Here is a 15,789-nt window from a genome sequence, read left to right on the forward strand (position 1 = left end):
CCAGCGGCGAGAAGACCATCGCGTCGGCCTACGATCCGGCGCTGGAGGCGGAGCTGAGGCTGCTGCCGCACATGGCGACCAGGACGCGCCGCGTCCCGTCGAAGGGCCGGCGGCCGTGCGCGGTCAGGACGTTGTCGATGAGCAGGACGTCACCGCTCTGCCAGTCCACGTCGACCGCGCCCTCCAGACCGCGGTCCCGGATGTGCTCGGCGTAGGCGTCCGGGATCGGACTGCCGTCCGCGAAGGTCACGTACTGCGGGAACTCGTCGGGCGACAGGATGTCGTACAGCTCGGCCGACGTCTCGTCGCCGAGACCGGCCGGATGCCACTGGTCGGCCTGGTTGAACCAGACCTCCGCGCCGGTCACCGGATGCCGGGCCGTCGCGGGGCGGAGCTGGGTCACCCGCAGCCCGTCCGGCCCCCACGACCAGTCGGCCCGCGCGTCCGCCAGGAAGGCCTCCACGACCGCCCGGTCGTCCGTCTCGAAGGTCTCCTGCCAGCTCTTGCCGAACCCGTAGCCGTCATGGAGGTTCTGGATGTAGCGCACACCCCCGGCGAAGGCCTCCCGGACCTCGGCGTCCAGCGAGTCCAGCCAGAGCGCGCCGTCGACGACGGACGTCGCCCCGCCGTGCTCCGCCGCCTTCGCGCAGTAGAACGCGAGCCGGGCCGGCCAGCGGTGGGCGTAGCTCAGCTCGTTGTGCAGGGAGATCGTGTACTGCTGCGGGTACTCGGTCGAGGTGTAGAGATTGCCCCGGACCCGGGTACGCGGCGAATTGCCGTGCACATACGGCAGCCGGTCCGGCACCAGCCGGTCGAGCACCGGTTCCACGGCGTCCTCGGTGACGCCGAAGCCCCGGAACACCAGCGCCTTCCGTTCGGTGAGCAGCGCGGTCAGCCCGCCGGGGCCCAGCGCGTCGAGCCGAGCCACCAGGTCCGGCACATCCGCGTCGGCCCGGGTGATCTCGTACGGCCGCCAGGAGCGGCCCGGGTCGGCGGTGTCCATCACGTCCTCCGGGGAAAGAAAGAGGCCGACGGCCGGTGAACGGCCGTCGACCTGGGGGCGGTGCCGCAAGACGAGCGGCTACTTGTTGCCATTCATGGCTTCGATCAGACTCTTGGGCCGCATATCGGTCCAGGACTTCTCGATGTACTCCAGGCACTCCGTCCGCGGCGCCTCGCCGAAGACGGTCCGCCAGCCGTCGGGCACATTCACAAAGACCGGCCAGAGCGAATGCTGGCCCTCGTCGTTGACCAGAACCAGATAGCTTGCGTCGGGATCCTCAAAGGGATTCGGCACCACACGGTCCTAACTTCTCGGTGACAATGGGCCACAGCGAAGGGCGGACCCACTGTGGCACAGGACCCGGTGACCGATCAATTGCCGGAGAAGTGCCGCCCGGGCCGCTCCGGCAGTATCCGAGCAGGCCCGGGAGCGGCCCCTGTTCAACCGCGGCGGCGCGCCGGTTGAACAGCCCGGGGCTTCGTTGACGGGCCCGAAGCGATTGTGGTGCGTTGGTGCCGACCACGCGCGGCGCGAACGTCGGCACGAACGATCGTGGAAATGAATCCACAGCGATCCGGGCGACAGCAGAGCGGCCGTATGAATTCCGCTTCAATTTCCGTACGGAAGGGGTCAGATGCCTGACAGCCGAGAGCGGGTCTTTCTCCGCTCGAATGCGATCATCGAACCGCTGGTCGACCGGTTCTACGCCTGGATGCACATCGTCGCGCCGGCTCAGGCGTCCATGAACCTGGCGAACGTCCAGGTGCCGCTGCTGGAGTCGTACGTGCACTCCCCGCAGGTCCATATCGCGGCCAGCCACAACCCCGCCCTGCGCGGCGGCTACTTCGTCAACGTCGAGGAGAAGCGGGCGGCGGAGGTCGCCGAGCTGCTGGACACCATCAAACGCGACCGGGCCGGCATGCTCGCCTTCGCCGCGGGTATCGCCGAGGCCGACGACCTGCTCCGGCAGAACGCCACCGGCTTCGACCTCACCCCCCTGTACCCCAGGCTCCCGGCGGCGCTCAACGGCCTGGTGGAGCTGGCGTACGACACCAGCAACCAGGCCTCCGTCCATGTCATCGAGCCGCTGCTCTACCACAGCCCGGCCTTCGACCGGCGCCGCCAGTCCGTCCAGCTGTCCCTGGACGACGGGGTCGAGCGGCCGTTCATCCTGAGCACGCCCCGGCTGCCCTCGCCCGATGTGCTGGACCTGCCGATCCCCTTCGACCACCCGGGCCTGGACGCCCTGATGCGGGCCAGAATCGAGGGCTCGACCGTCGCCGAGCTGCGCGAGGCACTGGAGCTGGACGACGCGGGCGCGGTCTTCCTGGACCGGCTCCTCGACCCGGCCCCCAGCCTGGCCCCCGACCGGCATATCGAGAACGGCGGCCGGATCCGCTACTTCGGCCACGCCTGTCTGGTGCTCCAGAGCCCCGAGGCCGCCGTCGTCGTCGACCCGTTCATCAGCACGGACAACCGGCACGGCGACCGCTACACCCTCGACGACCTCCCGGACCACATCGACCTGGTGCTGATCACCCACGGGCACCAGGACCACATCGTGCTGGAGACGCTGCTCCAGCTGCGCTCCCGCACCGACGCGATCGTCGTCCCGCGCTCCTCCCGGGGCAACCTCTGCGACCCGTCCATCGGCCTCTATCTGAAGTCCATGGGCTTCAACGTGATCGAGGTGGACGACTTCGACGAGGTGCCGCTGCCGGGCGGCGACCGGGTGGTGGCCACCCCGTTCCTGGGCGAGCACTCCGATCTCGACATCCGCGCCAAGTCGACGTACGTGGTGCAGATCGCCGGTCTCTCGGCGTTCATCGGGGCCGACTCCTCCGGTATCGACCCGGTGCTCTACCAGTACATCCGCTCGCACCTCGGCGGCATCGACAAGGCGTTCCTCGGTATGGAGTGCGACGGCGCCCCGCTGACCTGGCTCTACCAGGGGCTGCTGACCCGTCCGGTGACCAAGAAGATGAGCGACTCGCGCAAGCTGTCCGGCTCCAACGCCGCACAGGCCGGGGCCATCATGAACGAGCTGGGCGCGGGGGAGGCGTATATCTACGCCATGGGCGAGGAGAGCTGGCAGGGGCACGTCATGGCGACGACGTATACGCCGGACACCTACCAGATCCAGCAGATCGAGGAGTTCCTGACCTGGTGCAAGGGCCAGGACATCACCGCCGAGCATCTCTTCAACAAGCGGGAATGGCGCTGGTAGGAGCAGACGGAGGATGGCGTATCTGCGCACCAACGGAATCCGGCTCGCCTACCGGCGCTCGGGCCAGGGCCCGCCCGTCCTGTTCGTGATGGGCTCGGGTGCGGCCGGAGCCGTCTGGACCCTGCACCAGACCCCCGCACTGGACCGGGCCGGATACTCCACGGTCACCTTCGACAACCGGGGCATCCCGCCGTCGGACGCCCCGCCGGGCCGGTACACCCTGGAACAGCTGGTCGCCGACACGGCCGGGCTGATCGAGGCGCTGGACCTGGCACCGTGCCGGATCGTCGGCACCTCCCTGGGCTCGATGATCGCCCAGCGGCTGGCGATCGAAACGCCCGGACTGGTCCGCTCGGCCGTGCTGATGGCCACCCGCGGCCGGTCGGACGTGCTCCGGCGGGCCCAGTCGGCGGCGGACCGGCTGCTCCGCGAGAGCGGGGTCCGGCTGCCGCCGAAGTACCGCGCCGTCCACTGGGTGCAGGAGATGCTCTCCCGGAAGACCCTCGACGACGACGCGGCGGTGGCGTCCTGGCTGGAGATCTTCGAACTGGCCGGGGCGACGGACACCGTCGCCGCGGGCCAGGAATGGATCGACACCGACCGCGACCAGCGCCGGGAACTCCGTACCATCACCGTGCCGTGCCGGGTCGTCACCTTCTCCGACGACCTCGTCACACCCCCGCACCTGGGGGCCGAGGTGGCGGACGCCATCCCGGACTGCGACCTCGTGGAGATCCCGGACTGCGGGCACCTGGGCCATCTGGAGCGACCGGACCAGGTGAACTCGGCGATCATCGAGTTCTTCGACAAGAACTGAGGGCTGCCGTGGTGCCGTGCCCCGGCAGCCCGTGGTGCCCCGCCCCGGAGCCGGGGCCGGGCACCACGGGGCCGGGCACCACGGCATCCGCGGTACGCGGCGGTCCGGGAGGTTACCCGGTGGTCCCGGGTACCGGCCGCCGGGACTCCCGGGCAACCCGGTCCGCCGAAGGCTCCGCGCCCGCCCGGGAGACCGGAGCCGCTCCGGCCGCCGCCGGTGACTCGGCGGCCTCCGGGCGGCCGCGCCGGACTTCCTTGCGGCCGGGGACCCCACCCGGGATCTCACCCAGGGGCCCGGGCAGTGTCCGGGCCCGGAGACGTCCGGGACCTCGCCCGATGCCGGGGCCGGGTCCGGGAACCCGGCACCGTCCGGTCTCCCGGGGGCTTCCGGCAGCGGCCCGCGGCCGCGGTCCGGGGCCCGGCCGGGCGGCCGAACCCATCCGCGGCCCGCGGCGGGCAGCCGGGCACAGCGCACCGGCGCGCCCCGCGCCTCAGCCGGGCGCCCCTTCGGCGGAAGTTCCCGCCCTCGACGCGCCTTCGGCGTACGCCGCCTCGAACGCGGGTCCGCCCAGCAGGCCCCGTACCGCCGTGGTCACCCGGTCGACATCGCCTCGCTCGGCCGCGGGCAGCGGCGCCCCCGCCGCGGACCGGGCCGCGGCCGCCGCCCCCAGCAGGCGTGCCGCCGCCGCACCTTCTCCGGCCAGGGCCCGCGCTCCCGCGAGGCCCTCCAGCGCCAGCGCCACCGCCCGGGGATCCCCGGTGCCGCGAGCCGCCGCCAGCCCCTCCGTATGCAGGGCGAGGGCACCCGCGGCGTCACCGCGCAGCTCCGCAGTGAACCCCAGCTCCGCGAGGATCAGCGCGGTGCCGTACTCCGCCTCGAACTGCCGGTTCCACTCCAGCCAGCGGTGCAGCAGTACGGTCGCCTCCGAGAGCCGCCCCCGCCGTCGTGCGGTCAGCGCCAGGCCCAGCTCGGCGAACTCCTCGGCGGGCCCGTCGCCCTGCTCCACCGCGAGCCGCCGGCCCCGCTCGTGGTACTCGTCCGCCCGGTCGTGGTCCCCGGTCAGCAGCGCGATCCGGCCCAGCTGCGACCAGCACACCGAAGCGTCGGTCCACAGCTCCAGCTCCTCGGCGATCGCCAGGCTCTCCCGGTGCAGCCCGTCCGCGGTGCCGTAGTCGCCACCGATCTCGGCGAGCCGCCCCAGAACCCCCAGCGCCTGCAACTGCCCCCAGCGGTCGCCCTCCGCCCGGAACAGCGCGAGGCTCTCCCGCGCCCGTCCGCGGGAGTCCGTCAGATCCCCGCGGACATACGCCAGTACGCCGCCGACCGCCAGGCAGGCCGCGATCCCCCAGCGGTCCCCGAGTGCCCGTGCCCCGGCCGTCGCCCGGCGGATCAGCTCCTCGCCCACCGCGCGGTCCGCGAACCGGGTGGCCGCATAGCCCAGAAACCAGCCCGCCAGGATCCGCTCCCGGGGGTCTCGGACGGTCTCGTAGGCCGTGAGGATGCCCGCCGCGTCCCGGCCCGGTGTCCCGGGCACCCCGGACAGCAGGGCGAAACCGGTGCGCCACGCCCGGATCCCCGAACCCTCGCCGCCGTTGTCGCCGCCATCGGAACCGTCCGCCCCGTCCGTCATGCCCGTACCGCCGCCCGGCAGCTCCGCGGCCGCGCACAGCCACCGCCGGGCCTCCGTCAGCCGGCCGCGCAGAAACCAGTACCACACCGAGGCCCGCACCAGACGGCGCAGCAGGGGGCCGTCACCGGTGGCGCGGCAGTGCTCCAGCGCGCCGCGGACATTGGCCGCCTCCGCGTCCGCGAGCCGCAGCCACCGCTGCTGGTCCGCGCCCCGAAGGCCCGGGTCGGCCCGCTCGGCGAAGTCCGCGTACCAGCGGGCGTGGACGGCCCGTACCCGCTCGTACTCCGTGGCCCGCAGCCGTTCCAGACAGTACGCCGACACCGACTCCAGCAGCCGGTAGCGCGGCCCGTCCCGGCCGTGGACGACGACCACCAGGGACCGGTCCACGAGCCGCGCCAGCAGCTCCGGGACCTCTGCCGGTGCCACCCCGTCCCCGGCGCAGACGGCCTCCGCGGCCTCCAGGGTGCAGCCGTCGGAGTGTGCCGCGACCCGGCGCAGTACCGTCCGCTCCGCCGCGGTCAGCAGCTCCCAGCTCCAGTCGATCATCGCGCGCAGGGTCCGCTGCCGGGCCGGGGCGTCCCGGAGCCCGCCGGTCAGCAGCCGGAACCGGTCGTCGAGCCGCTCCGCGAGCTGCGCCGCACCGAGGACATGGACCCGGGTCGACGCCAGCTCCAGGGCCAGCGGTATCCCGTCCAGCCGCCGGCATATCGAGGCCACCGCGCGGGCGTTGCCCTCGTCCAGGGCGAAGCCGGGGGAGCGGGCGGCGGCCCGTTCCAGGAACAGCCGTACGGCACCGGACCTCCGCAGCACCGCGGGATCGCCGGAGTCGGCGGGCAGTTCCAGGGGCGGTACCGGCCGTACCCGCTCCCCGGCCACTTCCAGCGGCTCCTGGCTGGTGGCGAGGATCCGTACGCCCGGCGCCTCCCGCAGCAGTGCCCGGACCAGCAGTGCCACCGCCTCCACGACATGTTCGCAGTTGTCGAGGACGAGCAGCAGCCGCCGGCCGCGGAGGGCGCCGACCAGCTTGTCGAGGAGGGGCCGCGGGCCGTCGGCCGGTCCCGGGCCGTGGCCGGTGTCGTCCCGTACGCCCAGGGCCGCGGCCACCGCCTCCGCGGGCTCTCCGGCCCCGGGTCCGCCGCCGGGCGCCCCCGGGGCGGCACGGGCCGCCAGCTCCACCAGCCACACGCCGTCCGGATGGATCTCCGCACGGCTCTCCGCCAGCCGGGCCGCGACCTCGGTCGCCAGCCGGGTCTTGCCGACCCCGCCGGGGCCCGTCAGGGTCACCAGCCGGCCGCCCTCCACCAGCGAGCGGATCTCCTCGACGGCGCCCGACCTGCCGATGAGGGAGGTGACCGGCACGGGGAGATTGGTCCGCGGCCGGGGCGCGGCACGCGGCGCGGGTTCCGGCGGCGAGACGGTCACGGGCGCGCCTTCCGGCACGGTCCGCGCTCCGGCCGCGGACTCCGGCAGGAAGACGGTCAGGGGCGCGGCTTCGGGCGGGGGCAGGGCCACGGCCGGGGGTTCCGGCGGGCGTACGGTCACGGATCGCAGCGAGGGAGCCTGCCGCAGGATCTGCTGCTGGAGCGCCACCAGTTCGGGGCCCGGCCGCAGCCCCAGCTCCCCGTCCAGGCGGAGCCGTAACTCGTGAAAGCCGTCGAGCGCCTCGCTCGGCCGGCCCGCGCCGTACAGCGCCCGCATCTGCGCCGCGCGGAGCCGTTCCCGCAGCGGGTGCTGCGCCACCAGGAGCCCGAGTTCGCCCGCCAGCACCCGGTGCTCGCCGAGTTCGAGCCGGGCCTCGGCGTGCTCCTCCAGGGCCAGCAGCCGCCGCTCCTCCAGCGCCGCGGCGGCGTCCCGGCCGAACGGCTCGCCGGTGAATCCGGCGAAGGCGGGTCCGCGCCACAGTGCCAGTGCCCCGGCGAGCACGTCCGCGCGTTCCCGGGGGTCCGGCAGGCCCCGGGCCCGGGCCGTGAGCGCGGTGAACCGGCCGAAGTCCACCGTGTCGTTGCCGGTGTCCAGCGCATAGCCGGGCGCCCGCCGGACGACCAGCCCCTCGCCCCCGGCCCCGGCGAGTGCCCGCCGCAGCCGGGACACCAGGGTCTGGAGCGCCCCCGGCGGATTGGCGGGCGGCGCGCCGCCCCACAACAGGTCCACCAGCCGGTCCGCGGCGACCGGCTGCCCGGGGACCGTCAGCAGTACGGCGAGCAGGGCGCGGACCTTGGCCTCCGGCACCACCACGGACCCGCCCGCCGCCGAGGTGACCGTCAGGGGTCCCAGTACTCCGAAGCGCATGACGACACCGTACGGCGGAACGATCACCGGCCGGGGCGCGGAGGGTTGCCTCTCGGCCCGCGCCCGGGGGCGCCAGCGGCACCGCAAGTGCCACCGCAAGCAGACCGACAGCGGACCGCGAGAACCGCCCCACAGGCTGGAACCACCCGGTGGAAGCCGGTACGGCACACCGGATCACCACGGATCGGCCCGGGGAACCGGGACCGACCAGGACAGCGAGGAGTGGGACATGAGCAGGTTCGCGGGAAAGAAGGCCGTCGTCACGGGCGGGACCCACGGCATGGGACTGGCCATCGTGGAGGCGCTCCTGGACGGCGGCGCGGAAGTGGTGCTCACCGGCCGGGACGAACGGAAGACGGAGGCCGCCCGGTCGGCGCTGGCGGGCCGCGCCGCGCATGTGGTCCGCTCGGACGCGGCGAGCTCGGCCGATGTCCGGGCCCTCGCCGACACCGTGCAGCGGAAGCTGGGGCGCGTCGACCACCTCTTCGTCAACCACGGATTCGCCGAGGTCCAGACGCTGGGGGAGGTCACCGAGGAGTCCTGGGACCGGCATTTCGCCGTCAACACCAAGGGGGCCTTCTTCACGGTGCAGAGCCTGTCGCCGCTGATCTCCGACGGCGGGGCGATCGTCTTCACCACCGTCGCCAACGACCGGATCTTCCCGGGGCTGAGCGCGTACTCCGGCTCCAAGGAGGCGGTCCGCGCCATCGCCCATGTCCTCGCCGAGGAACTGCTGCCGCGCGGGATACGGGTCAACTCGGTCGCACCCGGCTATATCAGGACGCCCACCATGGGCATGCCGGGACTGACCGACGAGGAGCGCGCCGCGTTCGAGAAGGAGGGCGACCGGGCGACCCCGCTGAGGCGGACCGGGACCGTCGAGGAGGTCGCCGCGGCCGCACTGTTCCTGGCCGCCGACGCCACCTACAGCACCAATGTGGAGCTGGCCGTCGACGGGGGATTCGCCCAGGGCCTCACCGGCGGCCACTGATTCCGGCGGCTGCTTCCGCGCACCGTACGGGAGCCCCGCCGTCCGCTTCCGGGTTCTGCCGCTTCCGGGTTTCCCCGGCCCGGCAGTTCCGGCGGGCACTCCGCACGGATCCCCCGCACGGTGCGCACCGCACGGATCCCCCGCACGGATCCCCCGCACGGATCTTCCGTGCGGGGGCCGGGTACGGGTTCACCACGCGGGCTCCGGGCGGGGCGTTCGTACGGGAAACCGGCCGCGGCCGCCGGTCAGCGGTGCGCCTCACCGGCGGGCGCCGCCTCGTCCCGGGCCCGGTCCGCGAACTGGGTGCGGTACAGCTCGGCGTAGAGCCCGCCCGCGGCCAGCAGCTCGTGATGGGTGCCGCGTTCGCGGATCCGGCCCCCGTCCAGGACGAGGATCTGGTCGGCCTCCAGAATGGTCGACAGCCGGTGCGCGATGACCAGCGACGTCCGGCCCGCCAGCGCGGTCTTCAGCGCCCGCTGGATCGCCGCCTCGGACTCGGAGTCCAGATGGGCGGTGGCCTCGTCCAGGATGACGACCGGCGGCGACTTCAGCAGCAGCCGGGCGAGGGCGATGCGCTGCTTCTCACCGCCGGAGAGCCGGTAGCCGCGATCGCCGACGACGGTGTCCAGCCCCTCCGGGAGCGCGGCGACCGTCTCCCAGATCCTGGCGGACTCGCAGGCGGCGACCAGTTCGCGGTCGTCGGCACCGGGGCGGGCGTACAGCAGATTCGCCCGGATGGTGTCGTGGAACAGATGCGCGTCCTGGGTGACGACGCCGACGGTGTCGTGGACGGAGCGCAGCGGCAGGTCCCGCAGATCGTGCCCGCCGATGCGGACCGTACCGGCGAGGGGGTCGTAGAGCCGGGGCACCAGACTGGTGACCGTGGTCTTCCCGGCACCGGACGGGCCGACCAGGGCGGTCAGTTTCCCGCCCGGGGCGCGGAAGCTGACCGCGTCGAGCACCGGGGTCCCGTCACCGCGCTCCGGGGACCGGGCCCCGGGCGCCTCCAGCGAGGTCAGCGAGACCTCGCCGGCCGCCGGATAGCGGAAGGACACCCCGTCGAACTCGATGTCCGGTGCCGCGCCGCCGCCCCCGTCCGGCAGCGGGCGGGCGGCGGGCCGTTCGCCGATCAGCGGCTCCAGGTCCAGCACCTCGAAGACCCGGTCGAAGCTGACCAGGGCGATCATCACATTGACCTGCATATTGGCCAGCTGGTTGATCGGCCCGTAGAGACGGAGCAGCAGCGCCGCCATCGCCACCAGGGTGCCGATCTGCAGGGTGCCGCCGACCGTCAGCACCCCGCCGAGACCGTAGACCAGCGCACTGGTCACCCCGGTGATCAGCGTGGTGATCAGGAACAGCATGCGGCCCCAGACCGACGTCGTCACCGCGATGTCCCGGACCCGGCCCGCCTTGTCGGCGAACGCCCCGGCCTCCTCGTCCGGCCGGCCGTACAGCTTGGCCAGCATCGCGCCCGACACGTTGAACCGCTCGTTCATCAGCGAACCCATATCGGCGTTCAGGCCCATGCCCTCCCGGGTGAGCCGCTGGAGCCTGCGGCCCACCAGCTTCGCGGGCAGCAGGAAGAACGGGATCATCAGCAGCGCCGCGACGGTGATCTGCCACGACAGGAAGAACATCATCCCCAGCACCAGGACCAGCGTCAGCAGGGTCGACACCGTCTGCGAGAGCAGGGTGGTGATCGCCTGCTGCGCCCCGACGACATCGGTGTTGAGCCTGCTGACCAGGGATCCGGTCTGGGTGTGGGTGAAGAACGCCAGGGGCTGCCGCTGCACATGCTCGAAGACCCGGCAGCGCAGGTCGTAGACGATGCCCTGGCCGACCCGGCCGGAGAACCAGGTCTGGACGAACAGGGCGGCCACGTCCACCACCGCCAGACCGGCGATGACCAGGGCGAAGCCGATGACCAGCCCCCGGCGGCCCGGCACGATCCCGTCATCGATGATCATCTTCAGCAGGAGGGGGCTCGTCGCCGTGATGGCCGCGCTGACGGCCGTCGCGAGCATCACCGTCACCAGGGACCAGCGGTACCGCAGGGCGTACGGGACGATGCGCCGGACCGTGCCCGGCCGGATTTTCTGCCGGGTGACCGACCGGTCGACGCCCAGCGGCGTCGGGCCCATGCGCGGGCCGCCCATCATGACCACGGAGTCCTCCGTTCCGCGCCGCCCCGATCGGCTCGGGTGCACGGTCGCGCCGCAGGTTCGGAAAGCGTCGGAATGCGTCGGAAAGCGTCGGGAAGGGGCGGGAAGCGTCGGAATGCGTCGGGAAGGGGTGGGGCGGTTCGTGCCGGACGGGATCCGTACGGCGGGCGCCCGGCCGCCGTTGCCCGGCGCGGGATCCGGTACGGGCCGCGCTCCGGTCCGTACCGGCCCGGGGCCGCACGGCCCGGGCCGACGGGGAGCGACAGTACCCGCGGAGCCGGAGGGTGCGGAAGGCCGGACGCCCCGGCACCCCGGCTCCGTTCAACCCCGGCCGCGCCGCAGTTGAACGGCCCCGCGGCGGGCCGGGCGCGACCTCGGGGGCAGGACCCGGGGGAATCGGTAACCGCCGGGAAACCTCTCCGGCCCGAATCTGAACGGCATGCAGACACTGTCAATCCCCAGGGGTCCGCAGCCCCGGCCCGGCCATGTCCCGGGCAGCGGCCCCGCCCGCGGCGCAGCCGGGGAGACCGTCCGGAGGGTGAGCCATGCTCGATTCTGAGGCCACGACCCCGGTGGAGCCGCGGGAGGCCGAGCGGGACGGTGAACGTCCCCCGGCGCCGGCCCGGCGCCGCCGCGGCCTCTGGGTGGTCATCGGCGGGACCACGGTCCTCGCGGTCGGCGCGGCCGGCACGTTCCTCGTGGTCCGGGACGACAAGGCGTCCTCGTCGGACGGTTCCTCGTCGCTGCCCACCGCGACGGTCACCCGGACCGACCTCGTCAACACGAGCGACGTCGACGGAACACTGGGCTACGCGGGCAGCAGTACGGTCCTGGGCCCCGGCGGCGGACGGATCACCTGGCTTCCCGCGACCGGCGAGGTGATCGGACGCGGGGAACGGGCCTACGCCGTCGACAACCGCAACGTCCCGCTGTTCTACGGCTCGACCCCGTTCTGGCGGGAGCTGAAGGCCGAGATGACGAAGGGCGTCGACGTCCTGGAGCTGGAGAAGAACCTCCAGGCCCTCGGCTACGGCGACGGGCTCGCCGTGGACCGGCTCTTCACCTGGAAGACCGACCAGGCCGTGAAGAAGTGGCAGAAGGACCTGGGCGTGAAGCAGACCGGCGTCGTCAAACCCGACGACGTCACGATGCAGCAGGGCGCGGTCCGGGTCACCAAGGTGCAGGCCGTCCTCGGGGCCCCGGCCGGCGGCGTCGTCCTCACCGGCAGCGGCACCGCCCGCCTGGTCACCGTCAATCTGCCCGTCGGGGACCAGGCCATGGCCCGCAAGGGCGCCAAGGTGCGGGTCACCCTGCCCGGCGGCAAGGAGACCACCGGACGCATCACCTCCGTCGGTACCGTCGCCACCGCCGGGTCCACCGGCTCCGACTCCCAGACCGGCGAAGGCACCGAGAACGCCACCATCCCCGTCTACATCACCCTGGACAAACCGGCCAGCGCGGGCACCCTCGACAGCGCCCCGGCCACCGTCGGCTTCACCAGCACCGAGCGGAAGAACGTCCTCGCCGTCCCGGTCAACGCCCTGCTGGCCTCCTCCGACGGCTCCTACTCGGTCAAGGTGGTGGAGTCCTCGGGGAACACCCGCTCCGTCGCGGTGAAGCTCGGTGTCTTCGACGGAGACAAGGTCGAGGTCCAGGGCAGCCTGACCCCCGGTCAGAAGGTGCAGGTGCCCCGGTCATGACCGACGGCAACGGCACCGCCGGGGCCCCGACCGCGGTCATCCGGGTGGAGAACGCCACCAAGGAGTACCCCGGCGGGGTCCGCGCCCTGCGGGAGGCATCGCTCACGGTCGCACCGGGCGAACTGGTCGCGATCGTCGGACCGTCCGGCTCCGGGAAGTCGACCCTGCTCAACCTGATGGGAACCCTCGACACCCCCACCACCGGCCGGGTCCTGATGCAGGGCCACGACATCGCCAAACTGCCGGACCGGCGACTGGCCGCGGTCCGCGCCCACTGGATCGGCTTTGTCTTCCAGCAGTTCTTCCTCACTCCGCATCTGTCCGCCCTGGACAACGTCGCCACCGGACTCCTCTACCACGGGGTGGCACCGCAGGAACGCCGGCGGCGGGCCCGGCGCGCGCTGGAACGCGTCGGCCTCGGCCACCGCCTCGGCCACCGGCCGCATCAGATGTCCGGCGGCGAGAAGCAGCGCGTCGCCATCGCCCGCGCCGTCGTCGGCGATCCGCCGCTGCTGCTCGCCGACGAGCCGACCGGCAATCTGGACTCCGTCGCGGGCGCCGGAGTGCTGGACCTCCTGACCGAACTGCACCGCGACGGCACCGCGATCGTGGTCATCACCCACGATCTGGACGTTGCCGCCGCGCTGCCGCGACGGCTGGAGATCAGGGACGGCCGGATCCAGATCGACACGGGGGTGCCGGTATGAAACCGCTGCCGGACCCGGCCCGGCTCCGCACCGGAGACCTGGCCGTCGTGGGCCTGGAGGGGCTCCGCGGCCGTCCGCTGCGGGCCATGCTCTCGGCCCTCGGCATCGCCATCGGAGTGGCCGCCATGGTCGCCCTCGTCGGCATCAGCACCGTCAGCAAGGCCGGGCTGATGGCCGAGATCGAAGAACTGGGCACCAATCTGCTCACGGTCGAACCGGGCACCTCGCTGCTGGGCAAGGACTCCAAACTCCCCGTCGGCGCCGAGGGCATGGTCTCCCGGATCCCCGGAGTCACCGCCGTCTCGGCGACCGGCCTGGTGCAGGACGCCACCGTCCGCCGCACCGACCGGATCCCGTCCACCACGACCAGCGGAGTCTCCCTCCGGGCCGCCCGGACCGATCTGCTGGAGACCCTCGGCGGCACCGTCCGCTCGGGAGCCTTCCTCAATGCCGCCACCAGCCGGACCCCGGCGGTGGTCCTCGGCGCCACCGCGGCCGAACGCCTCGGCATCGACAAGGCCGGGGAGAACGTCTACCTGGGCGGCCGGTACGTCATGGTCACCGGCATCCTCGACGAGGTGAAGCTCGCCCCCGAGATCGACCGCTCGGCCCTGGTCGGCTGGGTCTACGCGGAACGGCTCGGCTTCGACGGCTATGTCACCACGCTGTACGAACGGTCCACCGACGCCACCGTGCAGTCCGTACGGAACGTCCTGGCGCCGACCGTGAACCCCGAGCACCCCGACGAGGTCAAGGTCAGCCGGCCCTCGGACGCGCTCACCGCACAGGCCGCCGCGGTCCGCGCCTTCAACACCCTCTTCATGGGCCTGGGGGCGGTGGCCCTGCTGGCCGGTGGCGTGGGCATCGCCAATGTCATGGTCATCTCGGTACTGGAACGGCGGCAGGAGATCGGACTGCGGCGCTCCCTGGGGGCGACCCGCGGCCAGATCAGGCTCCAGTTCCTCACCGAGTCCGTGACCCTCTCCGGCCTCGGCGGAGCCGCCGGAGTGGTCATCGGCCTCGGTATCTGCTTCGGTTACGCGGCCTACCGCGGCTGGCCGCTCGCCCTGCCCGGGCAGGCCATCGGCGCGGGGGTGGCCGCCGCGGTCGCCATCGGGGCCCTCGCGGGCCTCTACCCGGCCCGCCGCGCCGCCCGCCTCACTCCCACCGAGGCGCTGGCCACCACCTGACCGGTCACCCCCGGGACCGGTCACCCGGGTGCCTGCGTGCCCGCCCGTGCGGGCACGCAGGCACCCACCCTTTTTTCTTCGGTACCGTGCGGAATCCCGCCCGCCGCCCGCTCCGTTTCCCGCTCCGCTTTCCGCTCCGCCTCCCGCTCGGGGTGCCGCTCCCTCTTCCGTTCCGGCCCGGTGTTCCGCCCTCGCGGCATCCCGCCGGGCTTTTCCGTATCCGGGCCCCTGGCCGGCCGCCGTATTCCGGCTCCCGCCCCGCGCGCCCGTCGCCCGTACGGCGGCCACGGTCACCGGCGCGAAACCTCCCGGCCGCCACGCTGGTGAGTATGAAGAAGCAGACTTTCGCCGCGGTGGCCCTGACCGCCGCCGTCATGTTCGGGCTGACCGCGTGCGGTGACGACGGGAAGTCCAACCAGGGCTCCAACTCCACCGGCGCCGACGCGGACCGCATGCAGCAGTTCGCCGACTGCCTGCGGAAGTACGGACTCGACGTTCCGGAGAAGAGCGACCGCGGCAACGAGACCGTGCCCGCCAGCGGATCGTCCGCCCAGATCGAAGCGGCCCAGTCCGCCTGTGCGAAGTTCGCCCCGCCGGACTCCGGCGAGGATGTCACCGAGGCCGACTACGACCGCGCGGTCCGCAAGGCCGAATGCCTGCGCGAGCAGGGCATCAAGGCCAAGGACCCCAAGTCCGGGACCACAATGATCGCCGTCGAGGAGGGTCCCGGCAGCACCCGGGAGAAGCTGGTCGCCGCCTACACCACCTGCAATGAGAAGGTCTCCGGCAAGTCGGACTGACACCGCCCCCGCCGGCCCCCGGGCCGGCCCGCCCGAACCGCCGCCCCGGCGGACGACTCCCTCCTCCCCATCGCGACGGCCCCGGCCGCCGCCCCGCCCGGCCCCGCCGGAACGGAGCGGCGGCCGCCGCGTTTCCGCCCGCGGGCCCTCCCGCCGGGCCGCCGGCCGCCCGCCCCCGGGTCCGTCCCGTACGGCCCCGGTCCGCGCCTTCCGCACGGCCCCCGGGTGCTGTGTTCAACCGCGGCGAACACCCGGTTGAACAGCCGCTCT

At 73.1% G+C, this 15,789-nt stretch carries 11 protein-coding genes; 7 read left to right on the forward strand and 4 right to left on the reverse strand.

Annotated features, from left to right (window positions below):
• Positions 1-28: 28 nt before the first annotated feature.
• Both ACWDR0_RS29155 and ACWDR0_RS29160 read right to left on the reverse strand, forming a co-directional pair.
• Positions 29-1,003 carry a TauD/TfdA family dioxygenase gene (locus tag ACWDR0_RS29155; RefSeq protein ID WP_456354784.1) on the reverse strand — a complete coding sequence of 325 codons (975 nt, stop codon included), beginning with the start codon at positions 1,001-1,003 and terminating at the stop codon, positions 29-31.
• Between the two features lie 78 nt (positions 1,004-1,081).
• Complete coding sequence (locus ACWDR0_RS29160) at positions 1,082-1,297, reverse strand: MbtH family protein (protein WP_456354785.1); 216 nt, start codon at positions 1,295-1,297, stop codon at positions 1,082-1,084.
• Positions 1,298-1,637: 340 nt separating this feature from the next.
• Between ACWDR0_RS29160 and ACWDR0_RS29165 the strand changes: the two genes are divergently transcribed.
• The gene (locus ACWDR0_RS29165; protein ID WP_456354786.1) at positions 1,638-3,230 is read left to right on the forward strand and encodes an MBL fold metallo-hydrolase; all 1,593 of its coding nucleotides are present in this window, start codon (positions 1,638-1,640) and stop codon (positions 3,228-3,230) included.
• Between the two features lie 13 nt (positions 3,231-3,243).
• Positions 3,244-4,047 carry an alpha/beta fold hydrolase gene (locus ACWDR0_RS29170; RefSeq protein ID WP_456354787.1) on the forward strand — a complete coding sequence of 268 codons (804 nt, stop codon included), beginning with the start codon at positions 3,244-3,246 and terminating at the stop codon, positions 4,045-4,047.
• Between the two features lie 490 nt (positions 4,048-4,537).
• Here ACWDR0_RS29170 and ACWDR0_RS29175 read toward each other — a convergent pair whose 3' ends face one another.
• Entirely contained in the window at positions 4,538-7,966 is a 3,429-nt protein-coding gene (locus ACWDR0_RS29175) for an AfsR/SARP family transcriptional regulator (RefSeq protein WP_456354788.1), read from the reverse strand.
• A gap of 229 nt (positions 7,967-8,195) precedes the next feature.
• Here ACWDR0_RS29175 and ACWDR0_RS29180 point away from each other — a divergent pair, with 229 nt between their 5' ends.
• Entirely contained in the window at positions 8,196-8,957 is a 762-nt protein-coding gene (locus ACWDR0_RS29180; RefSeq protein WP_456354789.1) for an SDR family oxidoreductase, read from the forward strand.
• A gap of 245 nt (positions 8,958-9,202) precedes the next feature.
• On the opposite strand, the gene ACWDR0_RS29185 is transcribed toward ACWDR0_RS29180, so the two are convergent.
• Complete coding sequence (locus ACWDR0_RS29185) at positions 9,203-11,119, reverse strand: ABC transporter ATP-binding protein (protein ID WP_456354795.1); 1,917 nt, start codon at positions 11,117-11,119, stop codon at positions 9,203-9,205.
• Between the two features lie 548 nt (positions 11,120-11,667).
• On the opposite strand from ACWDR0_RS29185, the gene ACWDR0_RS29190 reads away from it, so the two are divergent.
• From ACWDR0_RS29190 to ACWDR0_RS29205, 4 genes are all read left to right on the forward strand, one after another.
• Positions 11,668-12,822 carry a peptidoglycan-binding protein gene (locus ACWDR0_RS29190; protein ID WP_456354790.1) on the forward strand — a complete coding sequence of 385 codons (1,155 nt, stop codon included), beginning with the start codon at positions 11,668-11,670 and terminating at the stop codon, positions 12,820-12,822.
• Positions 12,819-13,529, forward strand: coding sequence for an ABC transporter ATP-binding protein (locus ACWDR0_RS29195; RefSeq protein WP_456354791.1), 711 nt, complete (start codon positions 12,819-12,821; stop codon positions 13,527-13,529). The genes ACWDR0_RS29190 and ACWDR0_RS29195 overlap by 4 nt, the downstream gene beginning before the upstream one ends.
• Positions 13,526-14,719 (forward strand): ABC transporter permease, encoded by a 1,194-nt coding sequence (locus ACWDR0_RS29200; protein ID WP_456354792.1) that lies wholly within the window; start codon positions 13,526-13,528, stop codon positions 14,717-14,719. Before ACWDR0_RS29195 ends, ACWDR0_RS29200 begins: the two co-directional genes overlap by 4 nt.
• A gap of 329 nt (positions 14,720-15,048) precedes the next feature.
• Entirely contained in the window at positions 15,049-15,519 is a 471-nt protein-coding gene (locus ACWDR0_RS29205; RefSeq protein ID WP_456354793.1) for a hypothetical protein, read from the forward strand.
• The last annotated feature ends 270 nt before the right edge of the window (positions 15,520-15,789 follow it).

This window comes from Streptomyces sp. NPDC003691 (assembly GCF_053981115.1).

What these genes read in the sequence shown, in the direction of transcription:
- ACWDR0_RS29155 (WP_456354784.1), bottom strand. Translation starts at nt 1,003, where the DNA reads ATGGACACCGCCGACCCGGGCCGCTCCTGGCGGCCGTACGAGATCACC.
- ACWDR0_RS29165 (WP_456354786.1), top strand. Translation starts at nt 1,638, where the DNA reads ATGCCTGACAGCCGAGAGCGGGTCTTTCTCCGCTCGAATGCGATCATC.
- ACWDR0_RS29170 (WP_456354787.1), top strand. Translation starts at nt 3,244, where the DNA reads ATGGCGTATCTGCGCACCAACGGAATCCGGCTCGCCTACCGGCGCTCG.
- ACWDR0_RS29175 (WP_456354788.1), bottom strand. Translation starts at nt 7,966, where the DNA reads ATGCGCTTCGGAGTACTGGGACCCCTGACGGTCACCTCGGCGGCGGGC.
- ACWDR0_RS29180 (WP_456354789.1), top strand. Translation starts at nt 8,196, where the DNA reads ATGAGCAGGTTCGCGGGAAAGAAGGCCGTCGTCACGGGCGGGACCCAC.
- ACWDR0_RS29185 (WP_456354795.1), bottom strand. Translation starts at nt 11,119, where the DNA reads ATGATGGGCGGCCCGCGCATGGGCCCGACGCCGCTGGGCGTCGACCGG.
- ACWDR0_RS29190 (WP_456354790.1), top strand. Translation starts at nt 11,668, where the DNA reads ATGCTCGATTCTGAGGCCACGACCCCGGTGGAGCCGCGGGAGGCCGAG.
- ACWDR0_RS29195 (WP_456354791.1), top strand. Translation starts at nt 12,819, where the DNA reads ATGACCGACGGCAACGGCACCGCCGGGGCCCCGACCGCGGTCATCCGG.
- ACWDR0_RS29200 (WP_456354792.1), top strand. Translation starts at nt 13,526, where the DNA reads ATGAAACCGCTGCCGGACCCGGCCCGGCTCCGCACCGGAGACCTGGCC.
- ACWDR0_RS29205 (WP_456354793.1), top strand. Translation starts at nt 15,049, where the DNA reads ATGAAGAAGCAGACTTTCGCCGCGGTGGCCCTGACCGCCGCCGTCATG.